Source organism: Kocuria sp. CPCC 205235, assembly GCF_040980905.1.
In the GTDB taxonomy this organism is placed as follows: domain Bacteria; phylum Actinomycetota; class Actinomycetes; order Actinomycetales; family Micrococcaceae; genus Kocuria; species Kocuria carniphila.
This window is the reverse complement of record NZ_JAVKPR010000015.1, coordinates 46,378-65,046: the sequence shown is the minus strand read 5'-3', so window position 1 is coordinate 65,046 and position 18,669 is coordinate 46,378. Positions and strand designations below refer to the sequence as shown.

Below are 18,669 nucleotides of genomic sequence, written 5' to 3'. Positions count from 1 at the left end.
ATCAGCCGATTTCGGTGATTTCAGGACCGCGGCGCGGTGCACTCACCGGCGGTTGCGGGTCCTCGACGGGTTGTTCGGGCGATGCGGTCCCCGGATTCTGGGGCGTGGCATTCTCCGGAACCTTGAACTGCAAGAGGTCACGCGGGGGCATCGGATCCTGTCCGCGCACGATCACCAACGACCGCACGACGTCGTCGAGGACCTCCGCGGTCGTGGACGGCATGGCGCCGCCACCCGTGTAGACCGCGCGCAGGAACCAACGGGGCCCGTCGATGCCGACGAACCGCGCCAATCGGTAGCCGGGACCGCCCGAGGCGGTGGTCGCGTTGAACTTCGCGTTGACCTGCAGGCCCAGCGGTCCTTCGGCCACCGTCGCCTGCCCGCCATCACGGCGCAGCCCCTCTGTGAGCTCGCGGCGAACGTCGTCCCACAGGCCACTGCTCTTGGGAGCCGAGAAGGCCTGCAGCTGGACCGAGCCGTCCTTGTAGTCGACGTTCAGCGCGCGCGGTCGTTGCGTTTGCTCATCCAGGTCCATGCGCACGGCCACCCCGGACACGGGCTTGATCAGGATGCAGCCGAGGTCCACATAGTCCTCACGCTCGCCCTTCATCTCGGACTCGTCCCACGGTCCCAGCGCGCGGGGGTCCGGCGACGACGCCGCTTCCGCCTCCTCGGGTGCGTCCTGCGGCTCGGTCTCGGCGACGGCGCCGCTGTCCGCCTGGGCGTCCTTGCCGCGCTTCTTACGTCCAAACATGTGTGCTCCGTTTACTGTCTGCGGGTCGTGGTGATTGGGTGGCCGGGGTCTAGTGGGTTCCCGAGGAGCCGAAGCCCCCCGCCCCTCGTTCGCTCTCGGGCAGCTCTGTCACTGCCTCGAAGTGCGCCGTCTCCACAGGCTGGATCACAAGCTGGGCAATTCGTTCCCCTCGGCTCACCGTGTAGGTTTCCGTGCGGTCGGTGTTGAGCAGGCACACCTTGATCTCGCCCCGGTAACCACAGTCCACGGTTCCGGGAGCGTTGACCACCGTCAATCCGTGCTTGGCCGCCAATCCCGATCTGGGGTGCACCAAGCCCACGTACCCGTGGGGAATCGCAAGGGCCACACCGGTGTCCACCAGTGCGCGCTGACCCGGCTCCAGCACGGTTTCTTGTCGGGCTCGCAAATCGGCCCCGGCGTCTCCAAGGGTCGCGTAGGACGGGGGTGCCAGCTCAGGATCCAACATCTTGAGGGCCACGGTCACGGTGTGGTTACCGGCTACATCAGTCACAATCCACCACTCTAACGCGGTGCACCATGGGGCGCCGTCTGCACGTGGAAGACTCCTAGCAAGCTGTGGGAAAGTGGAGCCATGACCTCTCACGATCCGCGCGCCACCACGGCCTCAGAGCCGGTAACCCCCGACCATCCTTCGACCGAGCCCGTGGTCGAATATCAGGAGCGACTCACCGTCGCGTGGTGGATGTGGCTCGTGGTCCTGTTCGTCGGAGCGGCGTCTTTCATAGCCCTGGCCCCCATCAACATGGCCGTGGGCATCATTGCGGCCGTCGTGATCATGGTCTTGATCACGTTGATCCTCCATCTCGGCTCGCCCAGGATCGTGGTCACGGATCAGGACGTTCGCGTGGGCCGCGCCTACATCGAACGCCGTTTCGTCGGCGAGGCAGAGCCGCTGCGCGGAGATGCGGTGCGAGTGGCTCGCGGGCCGGAACTGGATGGCCGCGCATTCATGAACTTCCGCGTGTCCATTCCTGACATGTGCCGGATCGAGATCGTGGACCCCGTGGACCCCACACCGTACTGGCTCACCGCAACCCGTCACCCCGAAGAATTAGCGCGAGCCATCAACGCCGGTCGCCCCACGGATTCGGCGTGAGACGACACGGTCTGCGGAGCTGAAAAAGTCCGGGCGGTCACCATAAGGTGACCGCCCGGACTATATATTCAACGGCTGATTCAGAGACCGCGTGTCAGCCCATGCATTCGAAGCAGAACTTCACGCCGTCGCGTTCTTCGGCAAGCTGCGAACGGTGACGTACCAGGAAGCACGAACCGCACGTGAATTCGTCTTCCTGAGCGGGAAGAACCACTACGGACAGTTCTTCGTTGGACAGGTCTGCGCCGGGGAGCTCGAAGCTTTCGGCCGCTGCAGCTTCATCTTCGTCGACGCTGCCGGACTGCTGATCCGATCGACGAGACTGCAACTCCTCGATCGAGTCTTCTTTGAGGTCTTCGTCCTGCTTGCGCGGCGCGTCGTAATCTGTGGCCATGTGTGAATCCGCTCCAACCGGTCTTCGCGAGATCGCTGTGGGTGTCGAGACCCCGGCTTTCTGGGAAAAATGCCGGGTCCGTGTCGCGTAGATTGTTCACCATCAACCGCGAAAAATCCAGCCCGAATCTCCTACGGCGAAATGTGTGTCTTACAGCACGCGGATCCGCCCCCGAACGACTGCTCCCGGTATACCCCGCCCCGTCCCTCGAAAAATGCGGTGGCCCGGGCAGAAACCGGTTCGGGGCCCTTCATGAAAGCACTAGACTGGCACGACATGAGCGGCAGGAATTTCTCTGACAGCATTACTTCCCGCCGGTAAAGGAAGGACAGCATGGACCAGTTGCACCTGGTGGGCATACACGATGACGGGGAGCACCTCATCGTGGAAACCACCGATTCACAGCGTTACTCGCTGAAAATCGATCAGCAGTTACGACAAGCGGTGCAGCACGCGCGGAAGAAGACACCCGCGCGTGGCCGTGTGACGGGCCAGTTCGGCCCCCGCGATATCCAGGCTCGTTTCCGTGCCGGTGCCAGCGTGGAAGACATCGTGGCCGAGTCCGGATGGGAGCCGGAGCGCGTCAAGCGTTACGAATGGCCGATCCTCGCCGAGCGCGGTCACATGGTGCGGGAAGCCCTCAAGGTTAAAGTCACCGGCACGAGCCCTTCCCACGACGGCTACCGTTCCGTGTTCGAGGGCGAACCCCGCACTCTCGAGCAGACCGTGCGCCATCGTGCCCGGAACACCGGTGTTGCGGTGGATTCGTTGGACTGGGATGCGTGGCAGCGCGAGGACCAACTCTGGACACTGCAACTGTCTTTCACCGTGTCCGATCGCGACCAGGCACCCCATGACACCAATGGTCCCGCGGAGTGGACCTACAACCCCGCGAATCAGACGGTTCGACCGGCCAATGACTGGGCCACCGCGCTGGGTCAGGAACCGCACGAGTCAGGGCCGCTGGGCGTTCCCGCCCCCGCAGTGAGCCATGCTCCGGCCCCCAACGCCCAGGTGGAGCAACTCCAGCGAGAGGCCAGCCAGGCGGACGAGTTGCTGGACGTGCTGCAGTCACGCCGCGGACGGCGTCTGGGTTCGGACAGTGAAGAAGACGACCGCCTGGCCGAGATCCTCGGCCGCGGCATGGGGCACGTGGACAACCGTCCCCGACCCATCGGCGCGCCAGATGATTCTCCGCTGTTCGATCAGCCCATCCAGCCCGCTGCCGCCCGCGTCGCCGAGGACCGAGCCTTGGAAGAGGACGCAGACATCGAGATCGTGGATGATTCCACGAACGCTCCCCACGAGCACGAGACCTCGAGCGAGGAACCGGACCAGGCGGCGTCGCCGTCGCTGCCCGAGGCCGTCACCGCCGGTCGAGGCCCTCAGCTCACCGTGGCTACGGATTCCGAGGAGTCGATGGCCACCCTCGAATCGGAGGAGCCCGTCGCTCAAGACGACCGGGGCGAAGAGTCGGAGTCACCGGAATCGACGTCCGCCACGCTTCAGGAAACTCCGGAGACGGAGCCCGAAATCGAGCCGGCGCAACGCCACGAGGAACCACAGGAGCAACCGCAACGGGCTCCCGGTCCGCGCGGCCGTACTGGCAAGGCGAAACGCTCGTCGGTGCCGAGTTGGGACGAGATCGTCTTCGGTTCCAACTCGAACTAGTGTCCGGGAGCACCACGCGAGGGACTGCAGATTTCCCGTCGACACGCTAGAGTCATCAAGGCAGATTGGGCTCAGGGGAGAGAGCGGTCCATCTTTGCTCTGGCAATTCATGGATTCGAGGGACGCGTTGCATGGGTAATTCCATACAGGACGACTTGTTCGGTGCCGATGAACCGGCTGCGGAAGCAGCCGGTGGTTCCACTGAACCCGAAGGTGACGGGGGTTTCCGCCGATTCATGGCACCCCTCGTGCTCGGATTGGCCGCGCTCCTGGTCCTCGTGGGGGTGGGCGCACTGGCTTTCACCGGACTGTCGAATTCCCAGGATGATGAGGAACCCGCGGACTTCGCCACGGAATCCGAATCGCCGTCCCCCACGCCCACGCGCAGCGCCACTCCGAGCCGCACGCCGTCTCCCACCCCGGTGGAAACCGCCCCACCGGTCCAGGAGTACGTGCCGCCGCCACCTCCTCCCGTAGCGCCCCCGGTGGTTCCTCCGCCCCCGCCCGCACCGGTTCCGCCGCCTCCGGCACCACCGGTGACCCAGGCACCGGAGCCCACCAAGAAGCCCGAGCCGACCAAGAAGCCGACCCCGGCCCCGACGAAGCAACCGACGACGGCGCCCAAGCCGCCGAAGTCAACGCCGACGCAGGCTCCCAAGCCGCCGTCGACCAAGGCTCCGGTAACCAAAGCGCCGCCCGCTCCCAAGCCGACGAAGGCGAAGCCGCCGGCCAACGACAAGCCGGCATCGACACCCAAGCCCAGCAATTAGTGCACAGAGGCCCGATTCGCACTTCAGCGAATCGGGCCTCTTCGTGTTCAGTTATCGGTCCCGGGACAACGCCACCGCGATGCGAACCTGGGCGCTCGTCGAATCGTCCCGTTCCCCCCTGGCCGGTGGCCAGACATCGGGTGGTTACCAGAGCAGCGCCGGAATCAGGCGTTCGGCATCCGTGAGGGAGCCGTGCTGACCCACCATTTTCAGGGGCTTGGCGCCCTGCCGTGAAACGTCATAAATGGCGACCGGTTCCTTGCCGAGTACCCATACATCACCGGCGCGTTCCAGGACGGCCTGATTCGGGTCACTGCCGAAGTAGCCGCCCGAGGCCAGCTCGTCCCGCGTGGCCACCCAGACGTCGTCGCCGAAGTGGTCCTGCCAGCGAGTGGCGACCTTATCAGGATCGGTATCCGCTTCCATGTGAAGTTGCACGGCTCGCGGTTCACCCGCGGTGTGTCGCACGCCGTCGAGCAGTCCGGGCACAGCGCTGGCGTCATAACGGTGTTCGGGAGCCACGTCCACCATGCCGTGATCGGCGGTGAGGATCACGCGGGTGTTGGCCGGTAACTTCTGGACGAGCCGCTTGATCGCGGAATCCAGCTCTTCGAGGGCCTGCAGCCACGTGTCGGATCGCCACCCCTTGGAGTGCCCGATCTTGTCCAGCTCGTCCCAATAGAAGTACACCAGGGCGCGCTTTCCCTCCCGGAGTTCCTCGACGGCGGCGGCGGTGCGTGCGAATACGCCGTCGGCGCCCTTGAAGCGACCGCCGCGCAGCGACGCGCGGGTCAGTTCGGAGTTCTCGAACCGAGGCTTGCTGATGGTCACGGTGTCCACCGTGTCCTCCGCCCGGTTGAACACCGTGCGATGCGGCTGCCAGGATTCCGGGTCGATCTGTGGGCTCCACTGCCCCAACATGTTGACCACCCGGTCCCGGGCCGGATCCAGCACGTCGTAGCCGAGCATGCCGTGTTGCCCGGGGGTCAGCCCGGTGCCCAGACTCGACAGCGATACGGACGTGGTGGTGGGGAACGCGGCGTCGAGCTCCCCCAAGGACTGCGCCTTCCGGAGCGTAGGCGCGTAACTCGCGTACTCGCTGAGCAATCTGGAACCCAGACCGTCCACGAGTACCACCACGTAGCGCTGGGCCTTGGGCAAACCCAGGGAGTTCGTGAGGTCGGGGACGCCCAGGGCTGCGGCGGCAGAGGACATCACGTCTGCCACGCTGCGCCGGCCGTAACGCGGGGGCGCAGGAAAATCAGACGGCAGTGTCATTGGGATTTGCGCCCGGAATCTCGCCCCGTGAAGCGGTGTCCGAAACGAGGGCGCTGCACGGGCGCCTCGGAAGGCCTGCGGTCGGTCAGGGGCCGCTGATGCGGCGACTGGGCGATCTGGGCACCCGAATCCGTCACGGGTGCCAGGTTGGCGCGGCGCAGCGTGCGCGCGAATTCGCGGGCGCCCTCCACTGCGTCCTTGCCGTCCGCCTCGGAACTAATGCGCAGGACGACGTCCTCGCTGGCGGCGGTTCCCGTGTAACCGTGGTCGGCCTGGCACTCGGGGTCCTCGCACATCGCGGGGTACAGCTCGAGCTGCTGGGTTCCGGTCCAGCTCACGGCCAGGGTCAGTTCCATGATGGGCGTGTCCGGGTGGTAGTTCTGCGGCTGGTGGTAGGCGTAACTCAGGGTCACGGAACGGATCTGGGAAATCCCGACCGTTTCCGTGGACACCCGGGCGACCACGTCACGCCCGCTGTCGTCGAACTGCTGATCGTCCACGTGGGTGATGTGCAGTACGTCCTCGGCGAGCACCAACACGGTGATGTGTCGGTGGAGTTCGGTGTTGTTGAAGTGGGTCTCCAATTGCACCAGGTGGGAGACGGGCTGTCGGCCGTCCAGGGAATCCTTGACCACGTCTTCCACCAATTGGGGATAGAACCCGGCCGTGCCGATGTCCTGAATCAGGCGCGAACCATCGGGAGCTGAATACGTCATGCGTCCATTGTCCTTCACTTGCCGCTTCTGTGCGCAATTATCACGGTCAGGGGGTGACCACGCACGACAGCGATCCGTCTTCTTGCTCGGTGCACACCGGTGTCACGTCCTGGCCGGGTTCTGGCGGTGGCGACGGCGTTGGGGTCACCTCGGGCGTTTGGCTCACGTCGGGTTCGCCACCGGTCGTATCCTCCAGCCACGAGCTGAGCGCCGGGCCGGCCAAGAAGTATCCGGCGGTCAAGGCGATACCGGCCAGCACCAGAGCCAAGAGCACCCAGGGCATCCGAGATCGTTGGGGCCGTGTGTTTCGCCTGGCCGGAATGGACCGCGGTGTGGGCGTGGGTTCCTCGCTCGCCACGTGCGGCACAGCGGCAGTGCGCGGGGTCTCCTGGCGTGGCAGAGCTTCGGTGGTTTCCCCGGTGGCTGCCAGTCTGCCGAACGGGTTCAACGGGTCGTCGGAGATCGGTGGCACGGCTGCCGCCTGTGGGTGTTCCTCTCCCCTGCGGCGCACGGCGTGCCATTCGATGCGTGCCGTGGGAGCGTCCTCCGAGAGGGGCAACACCGCTGCATCGGGAACCACGGACAGCTCACGCTCCGTGGTGGGTGAGAGAACGTCGAAGATCTCGAAGGGTTCTCCCTCGGCCGTGAGGGATTCGCGGTCGGATCGGCTCGCTGCTCCTTCGCCCAAGTCGTGCAGGGCGATCTTCGCCGCGGCAATGCGCTGTTTCGGTTCCGTGCTCAGCAGACCCGCCACGTGACTACGCAACTGCGGAGAATCCGGGAAAAGTCCCTCCACCGCTGTCGGTTCCAACGGGTTGCTGAGATCCACGTGCGGGTCCACGAGCCGCACCGCCGTGACACCGGCCGCGTACAGATCCGAGGAGATCGACGGCTCCATGGGTCCGTAGGCCTCGTGCGGCAGGTATCCCGGTGTCCCGACCACGGTTCCCGTATGGGTCAACCGAGCGTCCTCCGCGCGAACGGCAATACCGAAATCCGCGAGTCGAGCCCATGGCCGCCCGGAACCGGTGGGTTCCATGAGCACGTTGCCCGGCTTCACATCCCGGTGGATCCAGCCTCGTGCGTGAACGAACTGCAGGGCCTGAAGCAGTTGGTAGACGATCTCCTCCGCCACGAAGTCCGCCACGGCACCGTTGTCCCCCAACGCTGCCTCGAGGGTCCCCCCGCTGACCAGGGGCATCGCAATGGCCACGTACTCGTCCTCGGCGGCCCAGCCGTAAGGTGCGACCACGTGCGGGTGATCCAACTTGACGGATTGCTCTCGCACGAAGCGCAGCAGATCGGCCGAATCGCGTTGGCGTAGCACCTTGGCCGCGCATTCCCGCTCCAGTTTGTGGTCCATGGCGCGCCACACTGCCCCGCTGCCACCCTTGGCAATGGGTTCGAGTAGCTCGAAACGCCCGGCTATCGTGTCCGACACGCGATAGGTGACCTAGCCCCGCATGGCCCGGCGAGCGCTGTCGGTGCGCTGGCCCGGGTCACCCAGCGTGACGGTTGCGGACAGCACCGTGACCACGGAGCCGGACAGTAGGACGGGATTGAGATCGATGGATGCCGTTTCCGGGAACTGGTCCTTGAGCAGCGCCACCCGGTTGACCAGGTCTTCCACGCCGTTCGTGTCCACGGCGGGGACACCCTGGTGTCCGAAGAGTTTTTTGGACGCCTTGGGGGCACGCACCATCCGGGAAATATCCTGATCGGTCAGCGGTGGCACGCGGTGGGCCCAGTCGTCGAGCAGATTCACGGCGTCACCGGCCATACCGAATGAGAGCACGGGTCCGATCAGGGGATCCTCGATCGCGCGCACAATCACGGTCTGTCCGGTCGCGGCCATCGACTGAACCTCGAAATCGGAGGTACCGAAGCTCGCCAGCGCGCGCTTCATGGTGGTGATGGCCGCTCGCAACTGCGATTCGTCCTCAATGTTGAGGGCCACGCCGCCCAGGTCCAAGCGGTGGCGCAGGTGCGGATCCGTGGTTTTCAGGGCCACCGGGTAGCCCAGCCGCCCGGCCGCTTGGACCCCTTCGTCCGGATCCTCGAATCGTACGGATTCCAGGACCGTGATCCCCGCGTGCCCCAGCAGCTCGGTCGTCTCGTTCGTGCTCAGTTCGTAGAGACCGTCCCCTGGAATCTGGGGCTTGAGCCTCTCGAGGAACTTTTCGATGGCATCGTGGTTGAAGTCTTCGGGGATCTCCACGTGCCCGTGGTCCTGATCGCGCCAGGTAGAGTAGGTGACCACACTGGACAGGGCGAGAAGCGCTGCACCCGGCGAATCGAAGCACGGGAGGGACGCGCCGTCGTCGGTGGTGTGCACCGTGGCCGTCTTGGCGTCACTACCGAATTGGCCCGTGAACACGCCGATTGCGGTGCATTCCGCCGTGCGTGCCTCGCGGGCGATCTGGTCGACCAGCGCACGGTGATCGAGCCCCGGAACGGGCATGAGAACGACCACCAGGCTGGCGACGCCCTCGCGGGCGGCATTGTCCCGAACGGCCTGGATGATCGCGTCGTGAGCGTGCTGGGGACCCTGGCTGGTGTCCACGTTGCCGTCAGAGACGACCGGTTCCATCCCCAGCCGGATCGCCGAGTCCTCAGCCAGTTGGGACAGCGCCAACGCATTGGACACCACGGCCACCCGATTGTTCTCGGGAACCGGCTGGCTTTCGGCCACGGACGCGATGTCCAACAACTGCTCGGCCGTCGCGGCACGGATCACGCCGGCTTGGCGGAACATCGCGTCCAACGCTCCGGGAGGAGCCTGGGTAGTGCGCCCCGTGTGTCCCGGGGGCAGCCGCAGACCGGTGACCTCGGACTTGGCCACGATGACCGGCTTGGACCGCGAGAGTCGCCGAGCGATACGGGAGAACTTGCGCGGATTACCCACGGACTGCAGGTACAGACCGCACACCGTGGTCGAGAGGTCATCCTCCCAGTACTGCATCATGTCGTTACCGGAGACGTCCGCGCGGTTACCGGCGGACAAGTAGCTGGACAGCCCCACCCTGTGACGGCGTGCGGCACCGTAGACCATGGTGCCAATCGCCCCGGACTGGGAGAACAGGCCCAGTCCCCCGTGTTTGGGCATGCGCGGCAGGACCGAGGCATTGAGGCTGACCTCTTCCGAGGTGTTGATGAACCCTAGGCTGGCCGGTCCGACCACGCGCATCCCTGAAGCGCGGGCAATACGTACCAAGCGGCGCTGCTGCGCGGCGCCATCCGCACCGGCCTCCGCGTAACCGCCGGTCATGATAACCACGGCCTTGGCACCGGCTCGTCCGCACTCGGCAATGGTGGATTCCACGGCGTCCCGGGGGACCGCGATGATCGCTACATCGATCTTGTCGGTAATTTCCTGCACGCTCGCCACGAACGTGAGCCCTTTGCGCTCGTACGGTGTGTTCCCCACCCCGTAGAGCGTGCCGGTGTAGCTGCCGTTCAGGATGCCTTCGACCGCGTGGTATCCCGCGTGGTCAGGATCCGACGACGCTCCGACCACCGCCACGACCTCGGGAGTGAGTAGGTCCTGGATCGAACGGGCCTCGGCGCGGTGTTCGCGGGACTCCATGACGGCCAGTGACTTCTCGGTGGGGTCGATGTCGAAATCAACCACCACCACGCCGTCCTCGAACTGGCGGGATACGTCGTAACCCGCTTCCACGAACACGTGGAGCATCTTGCGGTTCTCCGGCAGGACTTCAGCGGTGAACCGGTCGATGCCGTTCTCTCGGGCCGCGGCGGCCAGATGCTCCAGCAGGATGGAGCCGATGCCACGCCCCTGGTGATGGTCGGAAATCATGAAGGCGACTTCCGCCACGCGGTCCGAGGTGCGGTCGTAGCGACCCACTCCGATCATCTTGCCGTCGAGCAACAGAATGAAGCAGACGCGGTCCACATGGTCCACGGTGGTGAACCGGGCCAGTTCTTTCTCCGACAGTGCCGGCTTGTAGGAGAAGAAGCGCAAGTAGATGCTGTCCTCGGACTGTTTTCCGTGGAACTCGGTGAGCAAGTCCCGGTCATCCGGACTGATGGGGCGCAGATGCGCGGTCGCACCGTCGCGCATAATGACGTCTGCTTCCCAGTATTCGGGGTAGGACGGTGACTGCGAACCTTCATCGTGAGAACCCATAGACTTCAGGGTAGCCAACTGCGTGACCTCTCGACAGGTACACGCCGATTATTCGAGGAGTTGCCGCTAGATGGCCCGACGTCGTTCAACCACCCGCTCCGAGCAGGACGAGCTGCCCGAAGATTTTACCGAGCACATTGTTGACATTGATGTCACGCAGGAAATGGAAACCAGTTTCCTGGAGTACTCCTATTCGGTGATCTACTCGCGCGCCCTGCCCGACGCACGGGACGGCCTCAAGCCGGTGCAGCGGCGCATCCTGTTCATGATGGACCAGATGGGTCTGCGCCCGGATCGCGGTCACGTCAAGAGCGCGCGCGTGGTGGGCGAGGTCATGGGTAAGCTCCATCCGCACGGTGACTCGGCCATTTATGACGCCATGGTGCGCATGGCCCAGGCGTTCGCCATGCGGCTTCCCCTGGTGGACGGCCACGGCAACTTCGGTTCCCTCGACGACGGGCCGGCGGCACCGCGGTACACCGAGGCACGCATGGCCCCGGCCGCCCAGGCGCTCACGGGTGACCTCGACGAGGACGTTGTGGATTTCGTCCCCAACTACGACAACCAGTTCCAGCAACCCGGGGTACTCCCGGCGGCCTACCCCGCCCTGCTGGTCAACGGCGCCACCGGTATTGCCGTGGGTATGGCCACCAACATGGCACCGCACAACCTGCGCGAGGTGGTCGCCGGTGCGCGGCACCTGATCCTCAACCCCGAGGCCACGCTCGAAGACCTCATGAAGTTCGTTCCCGGCCCGGATTTGCCCTCGGGTGGTCGGATCGTGGGCCTGGAGGGTATCCGCGATGCCTATCGCACCGGTCGCGGCTCGTTCAAGACCCGGGCCAAGGTCTCCATCGAGCAGGTTTCGCCCCGTAAACAGGGCATCGTGATCACGGAATTGCCGTACATGGTGGGCCCGGAGAAGGTCGCCGAGAAGATCAAAGATGCCGTTCAGTCGAAGAAGCTGGCCGGTATCTCGGACGTCGTGGACCTCACCGACCGCACCAACGGGTTGCGCCTGGTCATTGAATTGAAGAACGGTTTCAACCCCCAGGCGGTGCTGGCTCAGCTCTACAAGCACACGCCCATGGAGGATTCCTTCGGCATCAACAATGTGGCGCTCGTGGAAGGCCAGCCCCGCACCCTGGGCCTGCTCGACATGCTGCGGGTCTACACCGATCACCGTCTGACGGTGGTGCGCCGCCGCACCGCGTTCCGGCTGGCCAAGCGCCAGAACAGGTTGCACCTGGTGGAAGGTCTCTTGGTCGCGATCGTCGATATCGACGAGGTCATCCAGATCATCCGCTCCTCCGAGCAGACGGCGGAGGCACGCGATCGTTTGATGAAGGTCTTCGACCTCTCCCGCGCCCAGGCCGAGCACATCCTGGAACTGCGCCTGCGCCAGCTCACCAAGTTCTCGCGCATCGAACTCGAAGCCGAGCGGGATCAGTTGCTCCAGGAGATCGCCGAACTTGAGGCGATCCTCGGCTCCGATCAGAAGCTGCGACAGGTCGTGGCCGACGAACTCGAGGAGGTTGCAGAGAAACACGGCGACGATCGTCGGACCGTCCTGCTCGAAGCCGAAGACCTGCCGGCCGTGACTTCTGCGGCGGACGCGAGCGGCAAACGTAAGCAGGCGGCGTCGTCGGTGACACTCGAGATCACCGACGATCCGTGCTGGGCGTTCGTCTCCACGACCGGGCGACTGGCGCGTACCAACGCGCGCACCCCGCTGGCCGACGCCTCGCGGCGCTTCAAGCACGACGCCCTGGCCAGCGTGCTCCCCACCACCGCGCGCGGCGAGATCGGGGCGGTCACGTCCACGGGTCGTATGCTGCGCGTGTCGTGTATCGACATTCCCGTGCTGCAGGATTTCGACGGCGTTCCACGCCTCGCGGACGGTGTTCTCGCCTCGGATTTCCTGGGCCTGGACAAGAACGAGCATCTGGTGGGTCTGGTGCCCCTCACTCAGGTCTTCGCGGTCGGTACCGAGCAGGGCGTCGTCAAGCGCGTGAACCCGGACTACCCGCTCAACCTCGATCAGTGGCCGGCCATCAAGCTCAAGGACGGCGACCGCGTGATCGGCGTGGCCGCGTGCCCGGACACCGCCGAGCTGGTGTTCGTGTCCTCGGACGCCAAGCTGCTGCACTTCGCGGCGGATCTGGTGCGCCCCCAGGGTCGCAATGCCGGAGGTGTCGCCGGTATGAAGCTGGCGTCCGGTGAGCGCGCCATCTTCTTCGGAGCGGTCAAGGAGGACGACGCCACGGTGGTCGTCACCCAGGCCAAGTCCCAGGATCAGCTGCCGGACATGGGTGAGGCCTCCATCAAGGTGACCCCGCTGTCCGAGTACCCCGCCAAGGGTCGCGCGACTGCCGGTGTGCGAGCACAACGCTTGCTCACGGGCGAATCGGAACTCAACCTTGCGTGGGTCGGCCACGGCCCGGGTAAGGCTGTCTCGTCGGCCGGTGTGGCCCGCAACCTGCCCCACGAGTATGGGCGCCGCGACGGCTCCGGCGTGAGCGTGGACCGTGCGGTGCACGCCGTGGGGCCCGCTCTCGGTGGACTGCCCGTGCCCGGGTTGGACACCGCAGCTGACCTTACGAGCGTGGCCGATCAGGCTCCCGCCGATGAGGGCATGCTGCCCCTCGACGACTGAGTCGCACCTTCACAAACGACGGCGCCCCGAACTTTTCGCGAGGAAGGTTCGGGGCGCCGTCGTGGATCGGGCATCGCCTGCTCGGCCGGCCGAGGTTCAGGGTGCGGACGCGTTGATGCATCGCTGTTGTGCCTGTCCCGTACCGCTACGTCGACTGTCCTGGATCAAGCGTCGATGCGGTCCTGGTCCAGCTGGGCGGCACCCGCCACGATGAAGTCCTTGCGCGGGGCCACCTGGGATCCCATGAGCAACGAGAACGCGTGCTCAGCGGCCTCAGCGTCCGCCACCCGCACGCGACGCAGCACGCGGTGGCGGATGTCCATGGTGGTCTCAGCCAACTGGTCGGCGTCCATCTCGCCCAGACCCTTGTAGCGCTGGATGGGCTCCTTGTAGCGGCGGTCCTGCTCTTCCAGGCTGCCCAGGAGCGTTTCCAGTTCACGCTCCGAGTAGGTGTACACCATCTCGTTGACCTTGGAACCGGGATTCACGATCTCCACGCGGTGCAGTGGCGGCACCGCAGCGTAAACCCGTCCGGCCTCCACCAGCGGACGCATGTAACGGTAGAACAGCGTGAGCAGCAGGGTGCGGATGTGGGCCCCGTCCACGTCGGCGTCGGTCATCATGATGACCTTGCCGTAGCGAGCGGCGTCCACGTCGAAGCTGCGACCCGAACCAGCCCCGATCACCTGGATCAACGCGGCGCACTCGGTGTTGGCGAGCATGTCGGTGATCGACGCCTTCTGGACGTTGAGAATCTTGCCGCGGATCGGGAGCAGCGCCTGATAATTGGAGTTACGTGCCAGACGCGCGGTGCCCAACGCGGAGTCACCCTCCACGATGAACAGTTCGGAACGGCCGACGTCCGAGGAGCGGCACTCGACCAGCTTGGTGGGCATGGACGAGGTTTCCAGCGCGTTCTTCCGCCGCTGGGTCTCCTTGTGCACCCGGGCGGAAATCCGGGACTTCATCTCCGCGACCACCTTGTCCAGCACCTGGCTGGCCTGGGCCTTGTCGTCGCGCTTCTTGGACGTGAACTGCTTGGTCAGCTGCGATTCGACCACCTTGGTGACGATCTGACGCACCGCCGGGGTACCGAGCACTTCCTTGGTCTGGCCCTCGAACTGCGGTTCTGCCAGACGGACCGTGAGTACCGCGGTGAGTCCCGCCAGGACGTCGTCCTTCTCGAGCTTGTCGTTGCCCACCTTGAGCTTGCGGGCGTTGGCCTCCACCTGCTTGCGGATGGTTTTCAACAGTGCGGCCTCGAACCCGGACAGGTGCGTTCCGCCCTTGGGCGTGGAAATGATGTTCACGAACGAGCGCACGGTGGTGTCGTAGCCGACGCCCCAGCGCAGGGCCACGTCCACCTCGCACACGCGCTCCACGTCCTGCAGATTGGCCCGTCCGGTGTCGTCCAGCACCGGGACGCGCTCGGTGAAGCTGCCCTGGCCCTGCAAGCGCCAGACGTCGGTGACCGGCGCGTCAATGGCCAGGAACTCGGCGAACTCGGAGATGCCGCCGTCGTACTGGAAGATCTCGGTGTGCGATCCGGTCTCCCCCGGTGTGCCCGCCAGCAGGCGCTCGTCGCGCACGGTGATCTGCAGCCCCGGGATCAGGAACGCGGTCTGCCGTGCCCGGCGCACCAGTTCGTCCGTGGAGAACTTGGCGTCCGGGGTGAAGATCTGTTCGTCCGCCCAGTAGCGGATCCGCGTGCCGGTGACCCCGCGCTTGGCCTTGCCCACGATCTGCAGTTCGGAGTTGTCCGTGAACGCCTCGAACGGGGCGTGCGGCGAGGGTGCGCCCTTGTCGGTGAAGATTCCGGGCTCACCGCGTTTGAAGGACATCTGGTAGGTCTTGCCGCCGCGGTCCACCTGAACATCCAGGCGCGAGGACAGCGCGTTGACCACGGACGCGCCCACGCCGTGCAGACCGCCGGAGGCCGTGTAGGAACCGCCGCCGAACTTACCGCCGGCGTGCAGTTTGGTGAACACCACTTCCACACCGGTGAGCCCGGTGCGAGGTTCCTGATCGATGGGAATACCGCGGCCGTCGTCGTGGACTTCCACACAGCCGTCCTTGTGCAGGATCACGGTGATGTTTTGCCCGTAGCCGGCCAGCGCCTCGTCCACGGAGTTGTCGATGATTTCCCACATGCAGTGCATGAGGCCGCGGGAGTCCGTGGAACCGATGTACATGCCCGGGCGCTTGCGCACCGCTTCGAGGCCCTCCAGGACGGAAAGGTGCCGGGCGTTGTATTCGGAACGAGTGGGTGTCACGGTGATAAATCTCCCGAGAGTCTGGCCCGGAGGCGCGAGTGGGACTCCCCCACTTTAGTCCGCAGCGCCGACATTGTGCGCGGTGGGCGAAACCACTGTCCCGGGGGAAGGAATCAGGTCTACCTTTGGTTCTATTGATACGTGCTGCAGTGTTCATTCTCGAAACCAACTGCGCATCGTAATTGCACCGCGAGGTGGGATTACAGACCCTGTATCCGTAAGGAGGATCCAATGAACGCGACACTCGAGACGCGTGAACTCAACGCGACCGACCGCTGTGACGCCTGTGGCGCCCAGGCATATGTCCGCGTGGTCCTCGAAAGCACCGGCGGTCAGCTCCTCTTCTGCGCGCATCACGCGCGCAAGAACGAGGACAAGCTGCGCCCGCTGGCTGCCACTTGGCAGGACGAAACGGAGCACCTGGGAGCCTCCTGAGGCACTCACGGCCAATGCAAAGACCGGGGCACGCACCACACACGGTGCGTGCCCCGGTCTTTCGCTATCCCCCAGGTGCTGACGGGATCAGGGTTTGTGACCCCACATGATGACATTGGTACCGAAGTACTTGGTGGCCCAGTCGACGTCCCGGAACCCTACGCGCTCCATGACCGCCGCGACCTCAGCGGGTGACATGAAGCCCAGCGTGGAGCTTTTCAAATAGGTGTACGCCTCGCGATCCTTGGCGATGATCTGTCCGAGCAGCGGCAGGACCACGCTCATACCGACCGAGAGCACCAGCTTGAGCACTCCGCGCGGCGGTGATGTCTCCAGCACGACCACTCGACCGCCCGGCTTGAGCACGCGGTGTTGCTCCCAGAGAACCCGCTCCACGTCGCTGACGTTACGAAGCAGGTACCCGTGAGTCACAGCGTCGAAGGATTCGTCCTCGAAACGCAATTGATGCGCGTCCGCGAACTCCCACTCGATGCTGTCCGCACCGGGTTTCTCACGGGCCTCGGCCAGCATGTTCTCGGAGAAGTCCACACCGAAGATCTCAGCGCCAGGGTAACGACGCCGCGCGGCCAAGGCGATCTCGCCCGTGCCGGTCGCGATGTCCAGGAGTCGCCCACTCGCGGTCAGATCCGCGCGCCGGGCAACCTCCCGACACCACTGCGCGTGACGACCCATGGTCATCAGCGAGTTGATTTTGTCGTAACTACGCGTGACCCGGTTGAACATGCTCTGGACACGGCTGTCCTGGGACGTCATGGAGTAATCCTCACTCACCGTGGCGATCCGGATCAGTCCAAGTAGTCCCGCAGCACCTGCGAGCGCGACGGGTGACGGAGCTTGGACATGGTCTTGGACTCTATCTGGCGAATGCGCTCACGAGTGACCCCGTAGACCTTGCCGATCTCGTCCAGGGTCTTGGGCTGACCGTCGGTCAGACCGAAGCGCATGGCCACCACACCGGCTTCCCGTTCGGAGAGGGTGTCCAGCACGGAGTGCAACTGTTCCTGGAGCAGGGTGAAGGACACGGCGTCCGCGGGAACCACGGCCTCGGAGTCCTCGATGAGGTCACCGAATTCGGAGTCGCCGTCCTCGCCCAGCGGGGTGTGCAGTGAAATGGGCTCGCGGCCGTACTTCTGAACTTCCACGACCTTTTCGGGGGTCATGTCGAGTTCATTGGCGAGCTCCTCCGGGGTGGGTTCGCGGCCCAGGTCCTGGAGCATTTGACGCTGCACGCGTGCCAATTTGTTGATGACCTCGACCATGTGCACCGGGATACGAATGGTGCGGGCCTGGTCGGCCATGGCGCGGGTGATGGCCTGACGGATCCACCATGTGGCGTACGTGGAGAACTTGAAGCCCTTGGTGTAGTCGAACTTCTCGACGGCGCGGATCAGACCCAGGTTGCCTTCCTGGATGAGGTCCAGGAACAACATGCCTCGGCCAGTGTAGCGCTTGGCCAGGGACACCACCAGTCGGAGGTTTGCCTCGAGCAGGTGGTTCTTGGCGCGGCGTCCGTCGTGGATCACCCAGCGGTAGGCCCGGCGGGTCTCTGCGTCCATCGAGTCCTGCTCGTCCGCGAATTTGTGTTCAGCGAACAGGCCGGCCTCGATGCGCAGCGCAAGATCGACCTCTTGCTCGGCGTTCAGCAGCGCGACCTTACCGATCTGCTTGAGGTAGTCCTTGACGGGGTCCGCAGTGGCACCGGCGGCGATGACCTGCTGCGCCGGGGCGTCGTCCTCGTCGTTGGTGGTGAGCACGAACCCGCGAGCGGTCTTGTCCTCACGGCCCTTCATGCGAGGAGCGGCTTCCTCCGGGCTGGCCTGAGTCGATTCCTCGCCGTCAGAGTCGCGTTCGTCCTCGATGGCCTCATCGTGGTTGGCCAGCAACTCGTCATCCGCGTCCGCGGTGTCCGCGGAATCGGAAGCCTTCTTGCGGCCACGACCCGTGCCCGTTGCCGTGGCGGTCTTCGACTTGCGTGCGGCACCCGCGGTCTTACGGGCGCGAGTGGTCTTGGCGGGAGTTGACTCCGTGTCCTCGACCTCTGAGGTGTCATCGCCTTCGGCCTGGGCTGCCTTGGCGGCAGCGGCCTTGGTCGCGGACGCCTTGGAAGCCGCCGCCTTGGTGGCCGCGCTCTTGGCCGCGGTCGACTTGGTCGCCGGGGTCTTGGAAGCGGTGGGCTTTGCTGTGGTGGTCTTCTTGGCCGCGGTCGTCTTCTTCGCCGCCGTGGTCTTCTTAGCGGCGGTTTTCTTGGCCGCCGTGGTCTTCTTTGCCGCACCGCTGGTACTCGCCCGGCCGGTGCTGGCCTGAGTGGTCTTCTGTGCGGAGTCCTGTGACTCCTCAGAGACCGTGGACTCGTTCGCGGTCTTGCTTGCAGCAGGTGACACTGAGAACCTTTCGTTGAACCGGTCGCGAGGTGCATTGCCACCATGTGTGGTCAACA

General features: G+C 65.1%; 15 protein-coding genes. 5 read left to right on the top strand and 10 right to left on the bottom strand.

Translation table 11 applies throughout. The features are described 5' to 3' along the window. Nucleotide 1 precedes the first annotated feature (1 nt). Together RF638_RS11145 and dut are read right to left on the bottom strand one after the other, a co-directional pair. A complete protein-coding gene (locus RF638_RS11145) occupies nucleotides 2-754 on the bottom strand; it encodes a DUF3710 domain-containing protein (RefSeq protein WP_095798895.1) in 753 nt (250 codons plus the stop codon). A 49-nt stretch (nucleotides 755-803) separates the two neighbouring features. Then, a complete protein-coding gene (gene dut, locus RF638_RS11140) occupies nucleotides 804-1,265 on the bottom strand; it encodes a dUTP diphosphatase (RefSeq protein WP_368842034.1) in 462 nt (153 codons plus the stop codon). An 81-nt stretch (nucleotides 1,266-1,346) separates the two neighbouring features. Between dut and RF638_RS11135 the strand changes: the two genes are divergently transcribed. Beyond that, nucleotides 1,347-1,871 (top strand): DUF3093 domain-containing protein, encoded by a 525-nt coding sequence (locus RF638_RS11135; protein ID WP_095798897.1) that lies wholly within the window; start codon nucleotides 1,347-1,349, stop codon nucleotides 1,869-1,871. A 94-nt stretch (nucleotides 1,872-1,965) separates the two neighbouring features. Here RF638_RS11135 and RF638_RS11130 read toward each other — a convergent pair whose 3' ends face one another. Beyond that, the gene (locus tag RF638_RS11130; RefSeq protein ID WP_095798898.1) at nucleotides 1,966-2,265 is read right to left on the bottom strand and encodes a DUF4193 domain-containing protein; all 300 of its coding nucleotides are present in this window, start codon (nucleotides 2,263-2,265) and stop codon (nucleotides 1,966-1,968) included. A gap of 333 nt (nucleotides 2,266-2,598) precedes the next feature. Here RF638_RS11130 and sepH point away from each other — a divergent pair, with 333 nt between their 5' ends. Next, nucleotides 2,599-3,936 carry a septation protein SepH gene (sepH, locus tag RF638_RS11125; protein WP_095798900.1) on the top strand — a complete coding sequence of 446 codons (1,338 nt, stop codon included), beginning with the start codon at nucleotides 2,599-2,601 and terminating at the stop codon, nucleotides 3,934-3,936. A 131-nt stretch (nucleotides 3,937-4,067) separates the two neighbouring features. After that, nucleotides 4,068-4,706 (top strand): hypothetical protein, encoded by a 639-nt coding sequence (locus tag RF638_RS11120; protein ID WP_368842033.1) that lies wholly within the window; start codon nucleotides 4,068-4,070, stop codon nucleotides 4,704-4,706. A 144-nt stretch (nucleotides 4,707-4,850) separates the two neighbouring features. Here RF638_RS11120 and RF638_RS11115 read toward each other — a convergent pair whose 3' ends face one another. From RF638_RS11115 to RF638_RS11100, 4 genes are read right to left on the bottom strand one after another with little or no spacing between them, the layout of a single operon-like run. Next, on the bottom strand, nucleotides 4,851-5,921 hold the full coding sequence (locus tag RF638_RS11115) for an alkaline phosphatase family protein (protein WP_368842043.1): 1,071 nt from the start codon (nucleotides 5,919-5,921) through the stop codon (nucleotides 4,851-4,853). Nucleotides 5,922-5,980: 59 nt separating this feature from the next. Further along, the gene (locus tag RF638_RS11110; RefSeq protein WP_259915472.1) at nucleotides 5,981-6,700 is read right to left on the bottom strand and encodes a DUF5998 family protein; all 720 of its coding nucleotides are present in this window, start codon (nucleotides 6,698-6,700) and stop codon (nucleotides 5,981-5,983) included. Nucleotides 6,701-6,746: 46 nt separating this feature from the next. Further along, nucleotides 6,747-8,141, bottom strand: a complete 1,395-nt coding sequence (locus tag RF638_RS11105; RefSeq protein ID WP_129701693.1) for a serine/threonine-protein kinase — start codon at nucleotides 8,139-8,141, stop codon at nucleotides 6,747-6,749. Nucleotides 8,142-8,153: 12 nt separating this feature from the next. Next, nucleotides 8,154-10,847, bottom strand: a complete 2,694-nt coding sequence (locus RF638_RS11100) for a GNAT family N-acetyltransferase (protein WP_315279963.1) — start codon at nucleotides 10,845-10,847, stop codon at nucleotides 8,154-8,156. Between the two features lie 70 nt (nucleotides 10,848-10,917). On the opposite strand from RF638_RS11100, the gene RF638_RS11095 reads away from it, so the two are divergent. Next, nucleotides 10,918-13,503: a DNA topoisomerase (ATP-hydrolyzing) subunit A gene (locus RF638_RS11095; RefSeq protein WP_368842032.1), complete on the top strand. Its 2,586-nt coding sequence runs from the start codon at nucleotides 10,918-10,920 to the stop codon at nucleotides 13,501-13,503. A gap of 164 nt (nucleotides 13,504-13,667) precedes the next feature. Here RF638_RS11095 and RF638_RS11090 read toward each other — a convergent pair whose 3' ends face one another. Next, nucleotides 13,668-15,776 carry a type IIA DNA topoisomerase subunit B gene (locus RF638_RS11090; protein ID WP_368842031.1) on the bottom strand — a complete coding sequence of 703 codons (2,109 nt, stop codon included), beginning with the start codon at nucleotides 15,774-15,776 and terminating at the stop codon, nucleotides 13,668-13,670. A 231-nt stretch (nucleotides 15,777-16,007) separates the two neighbouring features. Between RF638_RS11090 and RF638_RS11085 the strand changes: the two genes are divergently transcribed. Beyond that, nucleotides 16,008-16,211 (top strand): hypothetical protein, encoded by a 204-nt coding sequence (locus RF638_RS11085; protein ID WP_016996488.1) that lies wholly within the window; start codon nucleotides 16,008-16,010, stop codon nucleotides 16,209-16,211. Nucleotides 16,212-16,298: 87 nt separating this feature from the next. On the opposite strand, the gene RF638_RS11080 is transcribed toward RF638_RS11085, so the two are convergent. Further along, nucleotides 16,299-17,003, bottom strand: coding sequence for a ubiquinone/menaquinone biosynthesis methyltransferase (locus RF638_RS11080; RefSeq protein ID WP_238663230.1), 705 nt, complete (start codon nucleotides 17,001-17,003; stop codon nucleotides 16,299-16,301). Between the two features lie 14 nt (nucleotides 17,004-17,017). Beyond that, nucleotides 17,018-18,613 (bottom strand): RNA polymerase sigma factor, encoded by a 1,596-nt coding sequence (locus RF638_RS11075; RefSeq protein WP_129701700.1) that lies wholly within the window; start codon nucleotides 18,611-18,613, stop codon nucleotides 17,018-17,020. Between the last annotated feature and the right edge of the window lie 56 nt (nucleotides 18,614-18,669).

Bases quoted from the DNA above. Each gene is read 5' to 3' on its own strand.
- RF638_RS11145 (WP_095798895.1), bottom strand. From the start codon at position 754: ATGTTTGGACGTAAGAAGCGCGGCAAGGACGCCCAGGCGGACAGCGGC.
- RF638_RS11135 (WP_095798897.1), top strand. From the start codon at position 1,347: ATGACCTCTCACGATCCGCGCGCCACCACGGCCTCAGAGCCGGTAACC.
- RF638_RS11130 (WP_095798898.1), bottom strand. From the start codon at position 2,265: ATGGCCACAGATTACGACGCGCCGCGCAAGCAGGACGAAGACCTCAAA.
- sepH (WP_095798900.1), top strand. From the start codon at position 2,599: ATGGACCAGTTGCACCTGGTGGGCATACACGATGACGGGGAGCACCTC.
- RF638_RS11120 (WP_368842033.1), top strand. From the start codon at position 4,068: ATGGGTAATTCCATACAGGACGACTTGTTCGGTGCCGATGAACCGGCT.
- RF638_RS11115 (WP_368842043.1), bottom strand. From the start codon at position 5,921: ATGTCCTCTGCCGCCGCAGCCCTGGGCGTCCCCGACCTCACGAACTCC.
- RF638_RS11110 (WP_259915472.1), bottom strand. From the start codon at position 6,700: ATGACGTATTCAGCTCCCGATGGTTCGCGCCTGATTCAGGACATCGGC.
- RF638_RS11100 (WP_315279963.1), bottom strand. From the start codon at position 10,847: ATGGGTTCTCACGATGAAGGTTCGCAGTCACCGTCCTACCCCGAATAC.
- RF638_RS11095 (WP_368842032.1), top strand. From the start codon at position 10,918: ATGGCCCGACGTCGTTCAACCACCCGCTCCGAGCAGGACGAGCTGCCC.
- RF638_RS11085 (WP_016996488.1), top strand. From the start codon at position 16,008: ATGAACGCGACACTCGAGACGCGTGAACTCAACGCGACCGACCGCTGT.